Origin of the sequence: Nocardia sp. NPDC005825, assembly GCF_040630175.1 — a bacterium.
Lineage (GTDB): Bacteria > Actinomycetota > Actinomycetes > Mycobacteriales > Mycobacteriaceae > Nocardia.
Map to the genome: position 1 here is coordinate 52600 of NZ_JBEXXC010000010.1, position 18931 is coordinate 71530.

The 18931-nt window shown below is 68.5% G+C and carries 13 protein-coding genes; 11 read left to right on the forward strand and 2 right to left on the reverse strand.

All coding sequences use genetic code 11. The features are described 5' to 3' along the window. Genes ABZ382_RS25570 through ABZ382_RS25595 form a run of 6 tightly spaced genes read left to right on the forward strand, consistent with a single transcriptional unit; the run spans position 1 to position 6364 of the window. Positions 1-795 carry a crotonase/enoyl-CoA hydratase family protein gene (locus tag ABZ382_RS25570; RefSeq protein ID WP_357093513.1) on the forward strand — a complete coding sequence of 265 codons (795 nt, stop codon included), beginning with the start codon at positions 1-3 and terminating at the stop codon, positions 793-795. Then, positions 795-1955 (forward strand): thiolase family protein, encoded by a 1161-nt coding sequence (locus ABZ382_RS25575; RefSeq protein ID WP_357093516.1) that lies wholly within the window; start codon positions 795-797, stop codon positions 1953-1955. Before ABZ382_RS25570 ends, ABZ382_RS25575 begins: the two co-directional genes overlap by 1 nt. Continuing rightward, positions 1952-2365, forward strand: coding sequence for an OB-fold domain-containing protein (locus tag ABZ382_RS25580; RefSeq protein ID WP_357093518.1), 414 nt, complete (start codon positions 1952-1954; stop codon positions 2363-2365). Before ABZ382_RS25575 ends, ABZ382_RS25580 begins: the two co-directional genes overlap by 4 nt. After that, positions 2362-3987, forward strand: a complete 1626-nt coding sequence (locus ABZ382_RS25585) for an AMP-binding protein (protein WP_357093521.1) — start codon at positions 2362-2364, stop codon at positions 3985-3987. The genes ABZ382_RS25580 and ABZ382_RS25585 overlap by 4 nt, the downstream gene beginning before the upstream one ends. Continuing rightward, complete coding sequence (locus tag ABZ382_RS25590) at positions 3984-5201, forward strand: cytochrome P450 (protein ID WP_357093524.1); 1218 nt, start codon at positions 3984-3986, stop codon at positions 5199-5201. Before ABZ382_RS25585 ends, ABZ382_RS25590 begins: the two co-directional genes overlap by 4 nt. A 14-nt stretch (positions 5202-5215) precedes the next feature. Beyond that, complete coding sequence (locus ABZ382_RS25595) at positions 5216-6364, forward strand: acyl-CoA dehydrogenase family protein (RefSeq protein WP_357093527.1); 1149 nt, start codon at positions 5216-5218, stop codon at positions 6362-6364. A gap of 55 nt (positions 6365-6419) precedes the next feature. Here ABZ382_RS25595 and ABZ382_RS25600 read toward each other — a convergent pair whose 3' ends face one another. After that, positions 6420-7613: a thiolase family protein gene (locus ABZ382_RS25600; protein ID WP_357093530.1), complete on the reverse strand. Its 1194-nt coding sequence runs from the start codon at positions 7611-7613 to the stop codon at positions 6420-6422. Between the two features lie 132 nt (positions 7614-7745). On the opposite strand from ABZ382_RS25600, the gene ABZ382_RS25605 reads away from it, so the two are divergent. From ABZ382_RS25605 to ABZ382_RS25625, 5 genes are all read left to right on the forward strand, one after another. Beyond that, positions 7746-7979 carry a DUF3039 domain-containing protein gene (locus ABZ382_RS25605; protein ID WP_357093532.1) on the forward strand — a complete coding sequence of 78 codons (234 nt, stop codon included), beginning with the start codon at positions 7746-7748 and terminating at the stop codon, positions 7977-7979. Positions 7980-8576: 597 nt separating this feature from the next. Then, a complete protein-coding gene (locus ABZ382_RS25610; protein ID WP_357093534.1) occupies positions 8577-9785 on the forward strand; it encodes a cytochrome P450 in 1209 nt (402 codons plus the stop codon). 86 nt (positions 9786-9871) lie between these two features. After that, on the forward strand, positions 9872-11089 hold the full coding sequence (locus tag ABZ382_RS25615) for a cytochrome P450 (protein WP_357093537.1): 1218 nt from the start codon (positions 9872-9874) through the stop codon (positions 11087-11089). 26 nt (positions 11090-11115) lie between these two features. Next, complete coding sequence (locus tag ABZ382_RS25620; protein WP_357093540.1) at positions 11116-11871, forward strand: alpha/beta fold hydrolase; 756 nt, start codon at positions 11116-11118, stop codon at positions 11869-11871. Next, positions 11864-12724, forward strand: a complete 861-nt coding sequence (locus ABZ382_RS25625; RefSeq protein WP_357093543.1) for an SAM-dependent methyltransferase — start codon at positions 11864-11866, stop codon at positions 12722-12724. Before ABZ382_RS25620 ends, ABZ382_RS25625 begins: the two co-directional genes overlap by 8 nt. A gap of 39 nt (positions 12725-12763) precedes the next feature. On the opposite strand, the gene ABZ382_RS25630 is transcribed toward ABZ382_RS25625, so the two are convergent. Beyond that, the gene (locus ABZ382_RS25630; RefSeq protein ID WP_357093546.1) at positions 12764-18925 is read right to left on the reverse strand and encodes a type I polyketide synthase; all 6162 of its coding nucleotides are present in this window, start codon (positions 18923-18925) and stop codon (positions 12764-12766) included. Positions 18926-18931 lie beyond the last annotated feature (6 nt).

Sequence of the window (18931 nt, forward strand, 5' to 3'; positions counted from 1 at the left end):
ATGGTTCAGCCCGACGAAGAGCGACCGGCATACCTCCGCAGGGACGGACATGTCGCGGTCATCACGATGAACCGCCCGCACGCGATGAACGCGGTGAACGCCGCCATGTCGATCGCGCTGCAGGATGCGGTGGACGAATTCCTCGCCGACCCCGAACTGCGGGTCGGCATTCTCACGGGCGCGGGCAAGGCGTTCTGTGCGGGCGCGGACCTGAAGGAAGTAGCCGCCAAGCGCTCGCTGATCGGTCCGGATCAGCACGAGCGCGGGTTCGGCGGCATCATGAAGCGCCTCATCGACAAGCCGCTCATCGCCGCGGTCAACGGGTACGCCCTGGGGGGCGGCACCGAATTCGTGCTCGCCTGCGATCTGGCGGTCATGAGCGCCGACGCCACCCTCGGGCTGCCCGAGGTACGGCACGGCATCATCGCCGCCGGGGGCGGGCTGCTGCGGCTGTCGCGGCGCATCCCCCTGTCGATCGCGCTCGAGGCGGCCATGACCGGTGCGCCGATTCCGCCCGAGGAAGCCCTGCGGTGGGGTCTGGTGAACCGGGTGGTCCCCGCCGAACAGGTGCTCGGCACCGCGCTCGACCTGGCGAACCGGATCGCCCGTAACGCGCCGCTGGCCGTGCAGGCCAGCAAGCGTGTGCTGTATCAGGCCGCGACGCTGCCGGATTGGGCGGACGAGGCGTGGAAGCTCAGCGACGACGCCGCGCGGGTGATCATGCGCACCGCCGACGCCAAGGAAGGGCCGCGCGCCTTCGCCGAGAAGCGCAAGCCGAACTGGGCGGGCCGGTAATGGCGGCCACGGCGGCGATCGCCGGACTCGGGCTCACCGACGTCGGCAAGGTATACGGGCGCAGCGCAACGGATTTCGCCGCCGAAGCGGTGCGGCTGGCGGCGGCCGATGCCGGACTGTCGATCACCGATCTGGACGGGCTGCTGGTCAGCCCCGGCACCCAGGGCTCGCCGCGGTTGTCCCTGCAGAAGGTGCTGGGGCTGCGGGATCTGCGGCTGCTCGCCGAGATCCACGCCCTCGGCGCGAGCCCGGCGGCCATGATCGCCGCGGCGGCGCAGGCCATCGCCAGTGGCGAGGCGACCGCGGTCGCGTGCGTGTTCGCGGACGCGCCGCTGCGGGAGAAGGGCTCCGCGCGTGACGCTTTCGGCGCGCAGCGCGGCCTGCCCAGCGGATTCGCCTCCTACCACCTCGGTATCGGCGCGATCACCCCGAATCTGTTCTACGCCATGGCCGCTCGACGCCACTTCGAGACCTACGGCACCACCAGCGAGCAGCTCGGTGCGATCGCGGTCGGCCAGCGGGCCTGGGCGGCGCACAATCCCGCCGCGCAGTTCACCACGCCGATCACGCTCGAGGATCACCGGTCCTCGCCGCTGATCGCCGATCCGCTGCACCTGCTGGACTGCTGCCTGGTCTCCAACGGCGGGGCGGCGGTGATCGTCACCTCCGCCGAACGGGCGCGTGAGCTGGCCCAACCGCCCGTCGAGGTGCTCGGCTGGGCCCAGGCGCACCCCGGACAGGTGATGCGGCACGGTTCGGACTTCGGGCTGCGCACGGGCGCGGCGGTCGCCGGACCGGCCGCGCTGCGCATGGCCGGGGTCACGGTCGCCGACGTAGATCTGCTCGAGCTCTACGACAGCTACACCTTCACCGTGCTGGTCACCCTCGAGGACTATGGCTTCTGCGCGAAAGGCGAAGGCGGCGCGTTCGTCTCCGACGGCAAGCTCGGACCCGGCGGGAGCCTGCCCTGCAATACCGGCGGCGGCCAGCTGTCGAGCTACTACCTCACCGGGTTCACGCCGATCGTGGAGGCGGTCGTGCAGGCGCGCGGGCAGGCCGGCGCGCGGCAGGTCGACAGGAAGGACGTGATCATGGTGAGCGGCAGCGGCGGTGTCCTCGAACACCATGCCACCCTGGTGTTGAGCGGGGCCGGACGATGAGCGAGAACGCAGCGTGGCCGCCCATGACCCGCGACGCCAAGAGCGCGGAATTCTTCGACGCCGCCCGGCGCGGCGAACTGGCCATCAAGAAGTGCACCGGCTGCGGGCTGTCGCTGGCGCCCGAGGCGATGGTGTGCACCGACTGCGGCGGCAGCGATCCCGTCTGGGCGAGCGCGTCCGGCGCGGGCGCCCTCGTCACCTGGACGACGGTGCACAAGGCCCCCAACCGCGCCTTCACCGACCTGGTGCCCTACACCGTCGGCATCGTCGAATTGGCCGAGGGGCCTTGGCTGTACGCCGGAATCCTCGGCGAGCCCGGTGCGGGAGCCGCGCTGCGCGTCGAATTCGTCCACCCGCCCGAGGGCGAGAGCTACCCGGTGTGGGTCGTGGAGAACGGAGATCCAGCATGACCGAATTCGATCTGGCCACCCTGCACGAGGCGATCGCCGCGGCGCTGGCCGAGGAGCCGTGCGTGATCACGGCGGACCGCACTTTCAGCTGGCACGAGACCACCGACCGCACTCGCCGGCTCGCCGCGTTGCTGCGGGCCCACGGCCTCGGCGGGCGCGAACCCGTCGGCCATGCCTGGGAGACAGGGCAGGACCACCTCGGCATCTACCTGCACAACGGGGCGGAATACCTCGAAGGCGTACTCGGCGCGCACAAGGCGTCGGTCGCACCGTTCAATATCAACTACCGATACACGCCGGGCGAGCTGGCGTACCTGCTGCGCGACGCGGATGCCGCGGCGGTGCTGTTCGGCGGCCACTTCGCCGCCACCCTGGCGGCGGCGCTCGCGGAACTCGACCGGCGTCCCCTGCTGATCCAGGTGGACGACGGCAGTGGTGCGCCGCTGCTCGACGGTGCGCTGGACTACGAAACCGCGCTGGCCGCAGCCGATCCCGCACAGGGTGCGCCCGCATCCGACCCCGACGACCGGCATCTGCTCTACACCGGCGGCACGACCGGCATGCCCAAGGGCGTCATCTGGCGGGTCGGGGATCTGGTGGCCGGGCCGATGGGCGTCCGCAAGGCCGAATCCGTGGACGACGTGGTCCAGCGCGCCCTGCGGATTCGCGGTCGGGTGCTGCCCGCACCGCCGCTCATGCACGGCGCGGGCACCGGAATCGCCTTGGGCGGCTGGCTGTCCGGCGCGACCGTCGTGTTCCAGCCGCACCCGCACCGGTTCGACGCCGCCACCCTGCTCGATACCTGCGAGCAGCACGGCGTCACCTCCATGGCCATCGTCGGCGACGCGTTCGGCGCGCCGCTGGTCGCCGAGCTGGAGGCCCGCCCCCGCGCACTGCCCGCGCTGCGGCTCATCGTGAACAGCGGCGCCGCGCTGCGTGACGCCCTGAAGGACCGGCTGCGCGAGCTGATTCCAGGCCTGCGCGTCAGCGATATGCTCGGCTCGTCGGAGACGGGTCTGCACGCCAAACGCGGCTCCGGCTCCAGTACCTTCGCCGCCCGCGGCAATACCGCGCTGATCGACGAAATCCGCACCCGCACCATCGAACCCGGCAGCGACGAGATCGGCTGGCTGGCTCAGGGCGGCTGCATCCCCATGGGCTACCTCGGCGATCCGGACAAGACCGCCGCCACCTTCGTCACCGTCGCCGGTCGCCGCTACTCGGTGCCCGGCGACCGCGCCCGCCTCACCGCGAGCGGCGAATTCGAGTTCCTCGGCCGCGAGGCCACCACCATCAATACCGGCGGCGAGAAGGTCTTCGCCGAAGAGGTCGAACAGGTGGTGCGGGCCCTGCCCGGCGTCGCCGACGCCGTGGTGGTCGGTCGCCCCAGCGAGCGTTGGGGGCAGGAGGTGGTCGCGCTCTACCAGCTCGCCGACCCGACCGTCACCGTCGAGCAGTTGCGCGACGGCTGCCGGGAAGCCCTGGCGGGCTACAAGATTCCCAAGCTGTTCCTTCGCGTCGACCGGGTCGGCCGGCACGCCAACGGCAAAGCCGACTACGCGTGGGCCAAGGCCGCCGCCGTTCGTGAAGAGAACTCAGCCACCCCACAGGAGCACGCATGATCACCACCGTCCCCGATCTCGGCAATCCCGACACCTATCTATCCGGGTTCCCCTACGCCGAGGTCGCCGCGCTGCGCCGCGAGTCGCCGGTGGTGTGGGTGCCCGAACCCGCCGCGGGCGACTTCCCGGGCGGGCCCGGGTTCTGGTACTTCACCAAGCACGCCGACGTGATGGCGGCGGGCAAGCGCCCCGAGGTGTTCAGCTCCTACGCGGGCGGCACCTGGGTGCGCGAGGTGACCCCGGCCGAACTGGAGATCCAGCGTCAGGCGATGCTGAACATCGACCCGCCCATGCACACCCAGATGCGCAAGATCATCAGCAAGGCGTTCACGCCGCGCGTGGTCAACGGCATGATGGAATCCATCGGCGTGCACGCCGATTCGATCGTGGAGCGGCTCGGCGACGGCGGCGACATCGACTGGGTCCAGCAGGTGTCCTCCGAGATGCCGGTGCTGGTGCTGGCCGACATCCTCGGCGTGCCCACCGAGGAACGGCACCTGCTGTTCGACTGGACCAATCGGATGATCGGCTTCGACGATCCGGAGGCCGTGGACAAGAAGTCCTATGTCTCCGCGTTCCTGGAGTTGTTCGCCTACGCCCGCGCCCAGACCGCCGCCAAGCGCGCCGAACCGACCGACGACGTGTGGAGCCTGGTGGTCAATGCCGAGGTCGACGGCCGCCGCCTCACCGACGACGAACTCGACCGCTTCTTCCAGCTGCTGGTCATCGCGGGCAACGAGACCACCCGCAATATGCTCAACGGCGCGATCCTGCTGCTGTCGGAGAATCCCGGCCAATTCCGGCTGCTGCGTGCGGATTCGAGCCTGATGCCGCAGGCCGTCGAGGAGATCCTGCGCATGTTCCCGCCGATCCTGCAATTCCGACGCACCTGCGTGCAGGACACCGAAGTCGGTGGGCAGCGGATCAAGGCCGGGGACAAGGTGGTGCTGTCCTACGCCGCCGCCAATCGCGACGAGGACGTCTTCGAGAACCCGGATGTCTTCGACATCACCCGCAAGAACAATCCGCACGTGTCCTTCGGGTTCGGCACCCATTTCTGCCTCGGCAGCGGCGTCGCCCGGCTGGAAGGCCGCGTGCTGCTGGAGAAACTGCTCGAGCGGTTCTCGAGCATCGAGGTCACCGGTCCTCCGGTGCGGCTGCGCTCGAACTTCGTGAACGGCATCACCGAACTGCCCGTGCGGCTCACACGCTGAGGATCCCGATATTCATGAACGAACTCTGGAACACACCCGAACGCCGCGATCTGCGAAAACTGGCCGCCGAGTTCACCATCCGGGAGATCGCCCCGCACATGGACCGCTGGGAGCGCGACGGCTCGCTCCCGCGCGCCCTGCACCGGCAGGCCGGCGAGCTCGGCCTGCTCGGGCTGGCCTTCCCCGAATCGGCCGGCGGCGCGGGCGATTACATCGATCTGGCGATCCTCATCGAGGAACTCATCGGCAATGGCGGCAGCCCGGGCCTGTGCGGCTCGCTGCTGACCCACACCATCGCGGCGCCGCACATCGCCGCCGCCGGTGACCCGGCCCAGATCGGCACGTACGTGGCGCCGACGCTGGCGGGCGACAAGATCGGGTCGCTGGCGATCACCGAGCCGGGCACCGGCTCCGATGTCGCGGCGGTGCGCACCACCGCCGTGCGCGACGGCGACCACTACGTGGTCAACGGCGCCAAGACCTACATCACCTCCGGTTCCCGCGCCGACTATGTGACCACGGTGGTGCGCACGGGCGGTCCGGGACATGGCGGGCTGTCGCTGCTCATCGTCGATGCCGACACACCGGGATTCACGGTGGGCCGCACGCTGGAGAAGATGGGCTGCCTGTGCTCGGACACCGCGGAACTGCACTACGACGACGTGCGAGTGCCGGTCGCGAACCTGGTCGGCGCGGAGGGAACCGCGTTCGCGCAGTTGATGACCCGGCTCGACGGCGAGCGGCTGAACCTCGCCGTGCAGGGTTACGCGACCGCCCAGCGCGCCTACGACCTCACCCTGCCGTGGGTGCGAGATCGCGTCACTTTCGGTGAGCCGCTGGCGAATCGGCAGGTGATCCGGCACAAGCTCGCCGAGATGGCCCGTCAGATCACCGTGGCGCGCGTGTTCGTGCGGGATGTGCTGACCCGCTACGTGGCGGGCGAATCGGTGGGCGCGGAGGTCGCCATGGCCAAGAACACCGCGGCGATGGCGTGTGAACACGTGATTCATGAGGCCGTGCAGATCTTCGGCGGCATGGGCTACATCCGCGAGAACGAGGTCGAGCGCCTCTACCGCGACGGGCGGCTGCTCAGCATCGGCGGGGGAGCCACCGAGATCATGAACGAGATCATCGCGAAGTCACTGCCGCTGGGCCGGCGCTGATGGGGAAACGCCCGTCCGCGGAATCGCTTCCGCCGACGGGCGTTTCGCTATGCGCTCACAGTCGTTCGATGATGGTGGCGTTGGCCAGCCCGCCCGCCTCGCACATGGTCATGAGACCGTAGCGGCCGCCGGTCTGTTCCAGGTGGTTGAGCATGGTCGCCATGATGCGCGTTCCCGACGCGCCCAGCGCGTGCCCGAGCGCGATCGCCCCGCCCCGCGGATTCAGCTTGGCCGGATCGGCATTCAGGTCGTGCTGCCACACCAGGGGCACCGGGGCGAACGCCTCGTTCACCTCGTACACGTCCAGGTCGTCGATGGTGAGGCCGCCGCGCTCGAGCGCCTTGCGGGTCGCGGGAATCACCGCGGTCAGCATCAGCAGCGGATCGTCGCCGGTCACCGCGAAGGAGTGGAACCGGGCTCGCGGCCGCAGGCCGAGCGCGTTCGCCTTGTCCTCGCTCATGATCAGCACGGCCGACGCCGCGTCGGTCAACGGTGAGGAGTTGCCCGGCGTGATCGACCAGTCGATCTCCGGGAACCGCTGGGCCATCTCCTCGTTCGCGAACGCGGGCCGCAGCGCCGCCAGCCCCTCGGCGGTCGTCGCCGCCCGGACCGTCTCGTCCACCAGATGGCGATGCGGGCGGCCCGCGGCGTCCACGGTGTCGATGCCGACGATCTCGTCACCGAATCCACCCGCCGCCGCGGCGGCCGCCGCTCGTTGATGCGAGCGCGCCGCGAACTCGTCGAGCTCCTCGCGCCGCAGCTTCCAGCGCTGGGTGATGATCTCCGCCGCGATGCCCTGCGGCACCAGGCCCTGCGGATACCGATGCCGGATGGGCACATTGACCGGATCCGCGCCCTGCGCGTTGGAGAACAGCGGCGCATGGCTCATCGACTCCACACCACACGCGATTGCGATGTCGTACGCCCCCGCCAGCACTCCCTGCGCCGCGAAATGCGCCGCCTGCTGACTCGACCCGCACTGCCGATCGACCGTGGTGGCGGGCACCGACTCCGGGAACCCCGCCGCCAGTACGGCCGTCCGGCTGATGTTTCCCGCCTGCTCCCCACTCTGCGTCACGCACCCGCCGATCACATCGTCGACGAGCGCCGGATCGAGATCGTTGCGCCGCACCACCTCGGCCAGCACATCGGCGAGCAGGGTAGCGGGGTGTACCGGTGCCAGCCCACCCCCGGCCTTACCTCGACCCGAAGCCGTCCGCACGGCATCGACGATCACAGCGGTTGTCATGGCATACCTCCAAGAAATGAGTCACTGCCCAGGATTCTGCCATATTGGCCGTACGGACGGTCAGTGGACTTGGTTGGCTGCTGGACGTATACGCCGCCGCTCTCGAAGGGCCGACCTGGCATGATTGATGCCGTGAGCACAGACACCCTGGTCCGTCCGGAAGAGACCACCGACAACTCGACCGACGACGACACCCCCAAGGTCTTCCACTACGTCAAGAAGAACAAGATCGCCGAGAGCGCCGTCATGGGCACCCACGTCGTGGCCCTGTGCGGCGAGGTCTTCCCGGTGACGCGCTCGGCCAAGCCCGGCTCGCCGGTCTGCCCGGATTGCAAGCGCGTCTACGAGCAGATGAAGAAGGACTGACCGTTCCGGCTGGTCAGTACTTTGTGAACTGCTGAACCAGGCACCGGGGTGCCCTGTGAACGGGTTCAGCAGTTCCGTGACGGCCGCGTTGCTGAAGTTCCGTGACGTCCGCGTTGCCGACCACCGCCATCTGCTGATCCCGGTCGGTCGCGTCGACCGTCGGGCACGTCGGCCGCTGCTGGGCCGTCGAGATTCAGAGTGCTGCGCTGCCCGAACCGAGTGGCCGACCCAGGGGCCGCAGCCGGCGGGCTTGGGGCCCGGGGTGGTCTGCGGCGGGTCCAACCTCAATTCATTGCCCACGAGGCCCATGCCCACAGTTCGTAGCTGGTTCCGGCTACGACGGCCTGATTCGGGGCGGCACCTCCGATCGCCCGCGCCATCGTGAACGCCGCGCTGCCGTGCGGCCGCGCGCAGCGAACGCGATCATGCTAAGGGGGGGGGTTGCGGGTGGGCCTCGGCCGCCTATATTGAGATCGGCCAGGCGTTGGCGCTTGCGGTTTTCTTTACGGCACAGGGGTTTTGATGAACGCGAGGTACTCGATTCGGTGGGCGGCGGAGCATGGGTTTCCGCGGTTGGGGTTTCTCGCGTTGCGTGGGATGGGGGATCCGTTCGCGCGGTTGATGAGCGGGAATGACGGCTACGAAGATCCGTACTCGCTGATCGATCAGTTGCGGGGCGACGGCGGGGTGCAGGTCACGCCCGTCGGTTATGCGGCCTACGACTACGAGCTGTGCCGGGAGATTCTGCGCGACAGGCGATTCGGTGTGCGGGTGCCGATCGATCCGGCCGTGCCCTCCCTGTTGCGCCGCTACGCCGAACGAGTTGTGGTGCCGCCCAACCCGATCGAAGCGCCGTCGATGTTCGCGCAGGACCCGCCGGAGCATGGACGTCTGCGCAAGCCCGTCGCCTCCGCGTTCACTCCCCGCGCCGTCGCCCGCCTGGGCGATCGGGTCCGGGAAGTCACCACGGAGTTGCTCGACGCGATGGCCGCGCACGAATCCGTGGACCTGATGGAGGATTTCGCCGCGCAGGTGCCGATCGCTGTCATCGCGGAGATAATGGGTTTCCCGGCGGCCGATCGCCCGCTGTTCCTGCGGTGGGGGAGCTACGTCGCTCCGCTCCTGGATGTCGGAATTTCCTGGCAGGCCCACCACCGCGCCATGGTCGCGACCGAGGCGATGCGGGACTACCTCGCCGCCCACATCGAGAAGGTGCGCCGCGAACCAGGGGAGGACATCTTCAGCCTCCTGGTCTCCACGAGCGACCTGAACACCACCGAATTGTTGGCCAGCGCGAACGTACTGATGGGCGCGGGTTTCGAGACCACGATGAACCTGCTCGGCAATGCCGTCCCGCTGTTGTTGTCTCACTCCGATCAACTCGACTTGCTGCGCGCCGAGCCCGAACGCTGGCCGCTGGCGATCGAGGAAATGCTGCGCTTCGATACGTCGGTCCAGATGACCGCCCGTCGGGTTCTGGAACCGGTGCAATTCGACGGCGGCGTTCCGCTCGAGCCGGGAAAGTCACTCGTCGTCTCCCTGGCGGGCGCGAACCGCGATCCCGTCAAATTCCCTGACCCGCACCGCTTCGACGTCACCCGCCCCAACGCCAAGGAACACCTCTCCTTCGGCACCGGCATGCACGGGTGCATCGGCGCGAGCCTGACGCGACTCGAGGTCCTGCAGGCCTTGCCCGCCCTCTTCGAACGCTTCCCCGACATCCGCCTCGATGGCGAGCCGACCCGCCGTCGGCTGTCCACTCTGCGCGGTTACTCACACATGCCCGTTCGGCTGAAGTCTCGATGACTACTGGGTGGTAAGTTTCGCTGCATTACCTCCGCTGGAACAAGATTGGGGCAGTACGGGGTTCGCCCCGGCTCAGGAGTTGGTTCTTGAATACTGAAGCGATTGTGCTGGATCCGACGGGCGCCGATGTTCAGGCTGAGAACGAGCGGATCCGCCTGCGCGGGCCGGTCTCGTTGGTGGGGTTGCCCGGTGGGGTGTCGGCCTGGGCGGTCACCGATGCGGCGGTGCTGAAGGAACTTCTCGCCGATCCCCGAGTGTCGAAGGATCCACGCCAGCACTGGACGTCCTATAAGAAGGGCGAGATCGATCAGCGGTGGCCGTTGCACCCGTGGGTGATAGCGGAGAATATGTTCACCGCTTACGGCGACCAGCACCGCCGCCTCCGCAAACTCGTGGCCCCGGCGTTCACCAATCGTCGTACCACCCTGATGCGCCCGGGCATCGAAGCCATCGTCGATGGACTGCTGAAACGGCTGGATGCCAGTCCCGCGGGTGAGGTCGTCGACCTGCGGCCCACCTACGCGTATCCGGTGCCGATTCAGGTCATCGGCGAATTGCTCGGCGTACCAAAGCATTTGGATGCCAAGATCAATGCGTGTGTCGACGGGTTCTTCGACACGTCCTTCACGCCCGCGCAGTCGAAGGCCAATGTCCTCAAAATGGTCTCGCTCATGGGGCAATTGATCTTCTACCGGCGCGGTAACCCCGGCGACGACATTACGAGCGCGCTGATCTCGGCCGTCGACGAGGACTCCGACCGGCTGACGCAGAAGGAAGTGATCGACACCCTGATCCTGGTGATCAATGCCGGTCACGAGACCACGGTCAACCTGCTCGACCAGGCGATCGTCGCTCTGCTGACCAATCCGGAACAGCGGGCCGACGTACTCGGCGGCCGGGTGCCCTGGTCGGAGGTGATCGAGGAAGCGCTGCGATATCAGCCGCCGATCACGCATCTGCCCCTGCGCTACGCGGTCGAGGATATCGAGATCGCCGGTGTTCGGATCGCCGCGGGCGAGGCCATCCTCGCCTCCTACGGGGCAGCGAGCCGGGACCCGGGAATTCACGGTGACACCGCGGGCGATTTCGACGTCCACCGGGCGAACAAGGAGCACATCGCCTTCGGGTACGGTGCGCACCATTGTCTCGGTGCGCCATTGGCCCGGCTCGAGGCGGCGATCGCACTGCCGGCCTTGTTCGAGCGGTTTCCGAATATGCGATTGGCGGTGGACCCCGCCGAACTCCGGCCGCTGGGCAGCTTCGTCTCCAACGGTCACCAGTCGGTCCCCGTTCTGCTGCAATGACATTCACCGATTCGCCGAGAGGTCCCATGGGAAACGCCAGCTGGTTGCGTAGCTTGTCCGCCGGATCGGAGGACAGCGCCCATACTCTGATCTGCTTTCCCCACGCCGGCGGATCGGCTATTTCCTTCGGACCGCTGGCCAGAACGCTGGGACCGCGATTCCGTGTGCTCGGTGTGCAATACCCCGGGCGCCAGGATCGCAGGCACGAACCGCTGCTCGGAAGTGTCGCCGACCTGGTCGAGGGAGTGCTGCCGGAAATTCGCGAACTGATTCCGCGGACCGCAGGCTACTCGCTGTTCGGCCACAGCATGGGTGCGGTGGTGGCGTTCGAGACCTGCCGTCGTCTCGAACAGGAGCAGGAGCTGTCGCCTGGCACATTGTTCGTATCAGGGCGAATCGCACCGGCGCGGAAGGCTTCTCATGCCGTGCACCGGTACAGCGATCAGGAATTGATCCGGCACCTGCTGGACTTCGGCGGCACTCCCGCCGCCTTGCTGGAGGATCCCGATTTCCGGTCCATCATTCTCGCGGTCACGAGAAGCGACTACCGCGCGATCGAAACCTACGCGTGCGCACCGGACGCCACTGTCGAGTGCCCGCTGGTGGCGCTGGCCGGCGACAGCGATCCCGCCGCCGGCGATGCCGACCTGAAAGAGTGGCAGGTACATACCACCGGGCCTTTCACACAGACCTCGTTTCCGGGTGGCCACTTCTACATCGACGCCAACTCGCACGGTGTGGCCGAACTGATTCGCGATCAGAGAGAGTGCAACCATGGCTGAAACCGCTGGACCCATTTCGAATGTCTCGGACACCGCCCACTGGGTGGCCGCGTATCGCGCGATCGAATCCGCCCGGACCGATGCGCTCTTTCACGACCCGCTCGCGGAGCGGCTCGCCGGCGACATCGGTCGGGCCATCGTCGCGGATGAAACACAGACCGCGCTGGCGGGCTGGCCCTTGGTCACGAGAACCAGAGTCATCGATGATCTGATCGCCGAAACCCTCGCCGAAGGCTGTGATCTGGTCATCAATATGGCGGCGGGTCTGGATGCGCGGCCGTATCGTCTCGAGCTGCCCGCCGATCTTCGCTGGATCGAAGTCGACTTCCCGGATCTGATCGCCGAGAAGACCCGTTTGCTGGAAAGCGAGACCCCCCGCTGCGTTCTCACCCGTGCCGCAGTGGATCTCGCGGACCTGGCAGCGCGTGACGAATTCCTGGACAAGGCGCTCGAGGGTGCGAAGAGGGCGCTCGTCCTGACCGAAGGGCTGGTGTACTACCTGTCCGAGGACGAGGTCTCGGGCTTGGCCGCGGCACTGGCGCGGCCCGAAATCGCCTGGTGGATCATGGATGTGAACAACAAGCCCGTGGTCGATCGGTTCAACCGGGTGAACCGGAAGCTGCTCGAGAATTCACCCTGGAAATTCGGGCCGCTCGAACCGCTGCGATTCTTCGCCGACGCGGGGTGGACCGCGGACGAGGTCGTCGGATTGTTCCGTATGGCAGCCCGATTCCGCCGGTTGCCCCCGCTGCTGTGGTCGCTCGCCTTCGCACCCGTCGGGCCCCGGATGCCTCTCGGCGCCAAGCGGATTCCCTGGTATGCGGCGGTTCGGCTCACGTACACCGGCGCATGATCGGCGGCCGGGAGGGCGATCGCCCTCCCGGCCGAACTGTCACTCCAGCCCTTCCAGCCAATCGTCGACCGCCGCGGCGACCTGATCCGAGCCCTCGTGCAGCATGGCGAAGTGGTTGGCGTCCACCTGGACCACGCGATGGCTCTCGTCCCACGGCTGGGCCTGCCACGCCATGAAGTCCTCGGGGACTCCGGGAATCCGCTGTGCGCACTGGAGGAACAGGGTGGGCGCGGCGATCTTGCCGGGCAGGATGCCGCGGAGCACCTGAATGTACTGGCCCATGGCGGTCAACCTGGCGGGGTCGAATCGATCGAAGGCGGCCTCGTTGGTCACCATGTTCTCCGCGACCGGCTTGAGAATCCATTCACTGCCGTCGCCCTCGGCCACCCGGTAGCTGTCCACCAGCACCACTCCCGTCGGCGCGGGTCCGCCGAGAGCTTCCAGTTGTTCGGCGACGCTGTAGGCCAGGACGCCGCCGGAGGAGTATCCGAACAGGATGAACGGCTTGCCCTCGGCGGCGTCGAGGATGGGCTGGAGCAAAGCCTTGGTGGCCGCGGCGTAGTCGGTGGGCAGCGGCTGGCCCGCGTGGGACCCCATCGGCGCGAGGCCGACCACGTCACGGGCCGTCCGCAGTTTGCTCGCCATTCGGGCGTATTGGCGCACACCGCCTGCCGCCATCGGCGGGGCGATGCAGATGATGCGCGGCGTGGCGGCGCCGTCGGTCAATCGGATGATCTCCGGTTCGACGTTCAGCTCGTCCTTGGCGGTGAACTGGTCACGCATCTGCGCCGCCAGATGCAGGAGCAGGAAGGCGACCGAATACTGTTCCCTCCCTACCGCGGTGCGGAACATGCCGTACAGCGAGTCGTCGGCGACACCCTCCTCACGATCTCGTTCGGCGGCCGCGCGGACCGCGGTCGCGAGATCGCCCGCGCCTTCCGCCAATTTCTCGTCCAGTTGTTTCGCGAGAATCTGGGGAGTCGGATAGTCGAAGACGAGGGTGCCGGGCAACTGCACGCCGGTGGCGTCGCGCAGTGCGTTGCGGAATTCGACCGCGGTGATCGAGTCGAATCCCATTTCGCCGAATACATTGTCGACCGCGATGAGCTCGACATCCGCGTAGCCGAGCGTCGCGGCGGCCTGCTTGCGCACGAACTCCACCAGGAGCGGAAGCCGCTGATGGGACGGCAGGCCGACCAGCTCCAGCAGCGGTGACGGCGTCTCGCGTGGTGCCGATATCGGCACCAGCCCGCGGACCAGGGCGGGTGCGTGCTCGGCTCGCGTGCGGAGTACGGCTCGGTCCACGGGTAGCGCGGCCAGCTGGGCGAGGCCGGAGGCCACGGCGGCATCGAACAGCGCCAGTCCGTCGGATTCCGACAGCGCCGGAAAGCCCTGTCGCCGCATCCGCTCGAAGTCCTCGTCCGACAGTTCGGTGCCCAGACCGGTCGATCGTTCCCACAGGCCGTAATCGATCGAGGTGGCCGTCCACCCGGCCGCCCGGCGGTAGGTGGCGAGGGCGTCGAGGTACACATTGGCCGCCGCGTAGTTGGCCTGCCCGGCGGCCAGCACCAACCCGCCGGCGGAGGACACCAGGACGAACAGCGACAGCGGCTGGTCACTCGTGAGCTCGTGCAGATGCCATGCGGCGTCGGCTTTGGGCCCGAACACGGCATCGATGCGGCCGCTCGTCATCGATTCGATCAGGCCGTTGTCGGCGATGCCCGCCGCGTGCACGACACCGGTCAGCGGGTGCTCGGACCCGATCTCGTCCAGCAGTGCTTCGAGCGATTCTCGATCGGAGACGTCGCAGGCCGTAACGGTCACGTGCGCACCGAGTTCGGTCAACTCGGCGCACAACGCGTCGGCTCCCGGAGCGTCCGGCCCCCGGCGGGACGTCAGCACCAGCCGCCGCGCGCCGTATTCGGTGACCAGGTGCCGTGCGAACAGCGCACCCAGCCCACCGGTGCCGCCGGTGATCAGCACGGTGCCGGCGTCCAACGGCTCGACCGGCTCGGGGCCCGGTTCGGTGAGCTGATGCGGAACCAGGCGCGGCACCAGGAGATTCGCGCCGCGTAGCGCGCCCTCCGGCTCCGTCGCCAGGGCCGCGGCGGCGGTGGCGACGGCGCCCGGATCGTGGTCGGCCGAACCATCGAGGTCCAACAGTTGCAACCGGTGCGGATGTTCGGCCTGGGCCGCGCGCACCACACCCCAGACCGGCGCCTGCGCCGGGCGCACGTGCTCGTACTCGCTGGTGCGGACCGCGTCGCTGGTCAGGATCACCAGGCGGGCCTCGGCGAATCGAGGGTCTCCCAGCCACTGTTGCACGGTGGCCAGCACGCCGTACACCGCTTCGCGGGCGGCGTGCGACGACGCGTCGCCGGTATCGGCGCAATGGAGCAGGACGAGCTCGGGGACAACAGCTTCGCCGGACGCGTCGAGTTCCGCGACCAGCGTCGTGAGATCGGGATAGCCGGGTACCTCCGCCGAACCCGTCGCGCCGAGGACCGCTGTGCGCGCCGGGGCCGCCGAACCGGTGGCGACCGACGTCGCGGCGATCCAATCCACCGTGAACAAGGCATCGGCCGCCCGGTCGGCGCGCAGTCGGTCCGCGGACACCTGACGGGTGTCCAGCGAGTCGACCGACAGCACCGGGCTGCCGGTGCTGTCGGCCAGCCACAGCGTGAAACGGTTGTCGTGCACCCGGATTCGGACCCGGACGGCATTGCATCCGGCCGCGTGCAGGGCGACGCCACGCCAGCTGAACGGCAGTGCGGGCGCGTCGCCGCCGCCGGTGCGCATGCGATCCACGATGAGGGCGTGCATCGCCGCATCGAACAGTGCGGGGTGGAGGCCGTATCCTTCGGCGGCCTCCGTATCCGGCAGGGCCACCTCGGCGAACAGCTCGTGACCATCGGCGCCGTGCTCGTCGCGTCGCCACATCGCCCGCATGCCCTGGAAGGAAGGCCCGTATCCGTACCCGGCGTCCAGCATCTCGGTGTACGCGTCGGCGACGTCGATCGCTTCGGCGTCGGCCGGAGGCCAGACGGCGAGATCGAATTCGGGCCGGACGTCTTCGGCGGTGAGGTCACCCTCCGCGTGCAATATCCATGCGACGGCATCCGGTTGGCGCGAGTGAATCGTGATGCGCCGTCGACCGGAATCCTTCGCCGCGCCGACCACCACCTGGACCGAAACTCCGTCGCGGGCGGGCAGCGTCAATGGCGCGTGCAGGATCAGCTCGTCCACTCGCGCGTGACCGATCAATCCGCCCACCTGGGTCGCCAACTCGACGAAACCGGTTCCCGGCAGCAGTGCCGTACCGAGCACGCTGTGATCGGCCAACCATCCGATCGAGTCCACCGACCAGCGGCCGACGAAGCTCACCCCGCCGGAATCGGGCTGCGGGACAACCGCTCCCAGGAGGGGGTGGGAGATCGGATCCAATCCTGCCGCGGCGCCGGTGGCTTCGGCGCCCAGCCACGTCGTCGACAGATACCGTTTCGCATCGAGCCAGAACCGCTCGCGTTGAAACGCGTAGGTGGGTAGGTCGATCGGTTGCGCACCGGGATGGAACGCGGGCCAATCGACCTCGGCTCCCGACACGAACAACCTGGCGACCGCAGCGGCCACCGTGGCGGTCGAGGCCTCGTCGCGGCGCGCCACCGCGACCGCGACGGTGCCTTCGGCGTCCACGGTGCCGGCCACCATCGGTGTGAGGACCGCGTCCGGCCCGATCTCGGCGAAGCGCACCACGCCCGCGTCCGCCATCGTGGTCACGGCGTCGGCGAACCGCACGGTGGCGCGGATCTGACGCACCCAGTACGCCGGGTCCGACATCTCATCGGTCACCCGGGCGCCGGTCACGGTCGATACCAGCGGAATGGTCGGCCGGGCGAAGCTCAAGCCCTCGACCACCGCGGCGAACTCCGTCGACATCGGTTCCATCAATTCGGAGTGGAACGCGTGCGACACCCGCAAACGACTTGTCCGCCAAGACTTCTCGGCGAACACCTCGGTCAGCGCGTCGACTTCGGACTCGACGCCGGAGACCACCACCGAGGTGGGGCTGTTCACCGCCGCGATCGAGACGCCGTCGGTCAACAGCGGGGCCACGGCGGACTCCGGCGCTCCCACCGCGACCATCGCACCGCCCGCGGGCAGCGCTTGCATCAACCGGCCGCGCGCGGCCACCAAGGTGCAGGCGTCCGAGAGCGACAGCACGCCGGCGATGTGCGCGGCGGCGATTTCGCCGATCGAATGGCCCGCCACCAGGTTGGGTCGTAGACCCCACGCCTCGAGCAGGCGATACAGCGCGACCTCGACGGCGAACAGTCCGGCCTGCGCGAAGACCGTCTGGTTGATCAGATCCGCCGCGGTCAGCGCCTCGTCGAGCGAAATCGGCTGGTCGAGAAGCGGATTCAGCTCGGCGACGACCTGGTCGAACGTCGCCGCGAACACCGGGTGCGTCCGCAGCTGCTCGGCCATGCCGGCCCACTGCGCACCCTGACCCGAGAAGACGAACCCCGTCGAACCCGAAACCGCGCGTCCCGACACCACACCGGGTACGGCGTCTCCGCGACCCAATGCCTCGACACCCGACAGCAGTTCGTCGCGATCGGCCCCGAGGACCACCGCGCGATGGCCCAGCGTGGCGCGGGTGACGGCCAGGGAGTATCCGACATCGTGTGACGCGATGGCGTTTTCGCGGACATGCGACCGCAGGCGAACGGCCTGTTCGGCGAGCGCACGGGAACTGGCGGCGGACAACACCCAGGGCATGACTGCCCCGACCGGCTCGGCCAGGACCGCCCCGACGGGCTCGGCCGAGGGCGGCACGGCGGCGACGGCGGGAGCCTGTTCGAGGATGACGTGTGCGTTGGTGCCGCTGATGCCGAAGGACGACACGCCCGCTCGGCGTGGGCGATCGAGCACCGGCCACGGCACCGGTTCGGTCAGCAGCCGCACCTCGCCCGCGGACCAGTCGACCTTGGTCGACGGCCGGTCCACGTGCAGCGTGCGCGGCAGTGTTCCGTGCCGCATCGCCATCACCATCTTGATCACGCCGCCCACGCCCGCGGCGGCCTGTGCGTGACCGATGTTCGACTTCAGCGACCCGAGCCACAGCGGCCGTTCCGGCCCGCGATCGCGGCCGTAGGTGGCCAGCAATGCCTGCGCTTCGATCGGGTCGCCCAATGTCGTTCCGGTGCCGTGTCCTTCGACCACGTCGACGTCGGCGGCGGAGATTCCGGCATTGGTCAGCGCCTGCTCGATGACGCGCCGCTGCGCGGGGCCGTTGGGCGCGGTCAGCCCGTTGGAGGCGCCGTCGGAGTTCACCGCAGAACCGGTCAGCACGGCGAGAATTCGGTGGCCGTTGCGTTGCGCGTCGGACAGTCGTTCCAGCACCAGCACGCCGGCGCCTTCCGCCCAGCCGACGCCGTCGGCGCTGTCGGAGAACGACTTGCATCGGCCGTCGATGGCCAGTCCGCGTTGCCGGCTGAACTCCACCAGCGTGTCCGGGCCCGCCATCACGGTCACACCGCCCGCCAGGGCCAGCTCGCACTCGCCCGAGCGCAGTGCGGCGGCGGCCGAATGCATGGCTACCAGAGAGGACGAACACGCGGTGTCGACGGTGACCGACGGTCCCTGGAGTCCGAAGGCGTAGGAGACCCGGCCCGACGCCAGCGAACCCGCGTTCGTGTTGGCCGGGTAGTCGTGGTACATCATGCCGACCCAGACGCCGGTCGCGCTGCCGCGCAGGGTCGCCGGGTCGATTCCGGCGCGTTCGAATGCCTCCCAGGAGGTTTCGAGCAGGAGGAACTGCTGTGGATCCATGGTGGCCGCTTCGTTCGGGCTGATGCCGAAGAACGTGGGGTCGAAATCGCCTGCGGTGTGCAGGAATCCACCGGATCGGGTGTGGGAACGGCCGGGTTGTTCGCCGGTGGGGTCGTAGATGCGTTCGATATCCCAGCCGCGGTTGGCGGGGAGGTCGGTGGTGGCGTCGACGCCGTCGGAGACCAGTCGCCACAGGTCTTCGGGTGACTCGACGCCGCCGGGGTATCGGCAGGCCATGCCCACGATCGCGATCGGTTCCCGCAGGGCGGCGTCGAGCTGACGATTGCGTGCCCGCAACCGATCGGTTTCCTTCAGTGAGGCCCGGAGCGCATCGGCGAGCTTTGCGGTCGGTTCGTCGGAATTCGTCATATCGCT

Excerpts from the sequence above, each read along its gene's own strand:
- ABZ382_RS25570 (WP_357093513.1), top strand. The coding sequence starts at position 1 with ATGGTTCAGCCCGACGAAGAGCGACCGGCATACCTCCGCAGGGACGGA.
- ABZ382_RS25575 (WP_357093516.1), top strand. The coding sequence starts at position 795 with ATGGCGGCCACGGCGGCGATCGCCGGACTCGGGCTCACCGACGTCGGC.
- ABZ382_RS25580 (WP_357093518.1), top strand. The coding sequence starts at position 1,952 with ATGAGCGAGAACGCAGCGTGGCCGCCCATGACCCGCGACGCCAAGAGC.
- ABZ382_RS25585 (WP_357093521.1), top strand. The coding sequence starts at position 2,362 with ATGACCGAATTCGATCTGGCCACCCTGCACGAGGCGATCGCCGCGGCG.
- ABZ382_RS25590 (WP_357093524.1), top strand. The coding sequence starts at position 3,984 with ATGATCACCACCGTCCCCGATCTCGGCAATCCCGACACCTATCTATCC.
- ABZ382_RS25595 (WP_357093527.1), top strand. The coding sequence starts at position 5,216 with ATGAACGAACTCTGGAACACACCCGAACGCCGCGATCTGCGAAAACTG.
- ABZ382_RS25600 (WP_357093530.1), bottom strand. The coding sequence starts at position 7,613 with ATGACAACCGCTGTGATCGTCGATGCCGTGCGGACGGCTTCGGGTCGA.
- ABZ382_RS25610 (WP_357093534.1), top strand. The coding sequence starts at position 8,577 with ATGGGGGATCCGTTCGCGCGGTTGATGAGCGGGAATGACGGCTACGAA.
- ABZ382_RS25620 (WP_357093540.1), top strand. The coding sequence starts at position 11,116 with ATGGGAAACGCCAGCTGGTTGCGTAGCTTGTCCGCCGGATCGGAGGAC.
- ABZ382_RS25625 (WP_357093543.1), top strand. The coding sequence starts at position 11,864 with ATGGCTGAAACCGCTGGACCCATTTCGAATGTCTCGGACACCGCCCAC.
- ABZ382_RS25630 (WP_357093546.1), bottom strand. The coding sequence starts at position 18,925 with ATGACGAATTCCGACGAACCGACCGCAAAGCTCGCCGATGCGCTCCGG.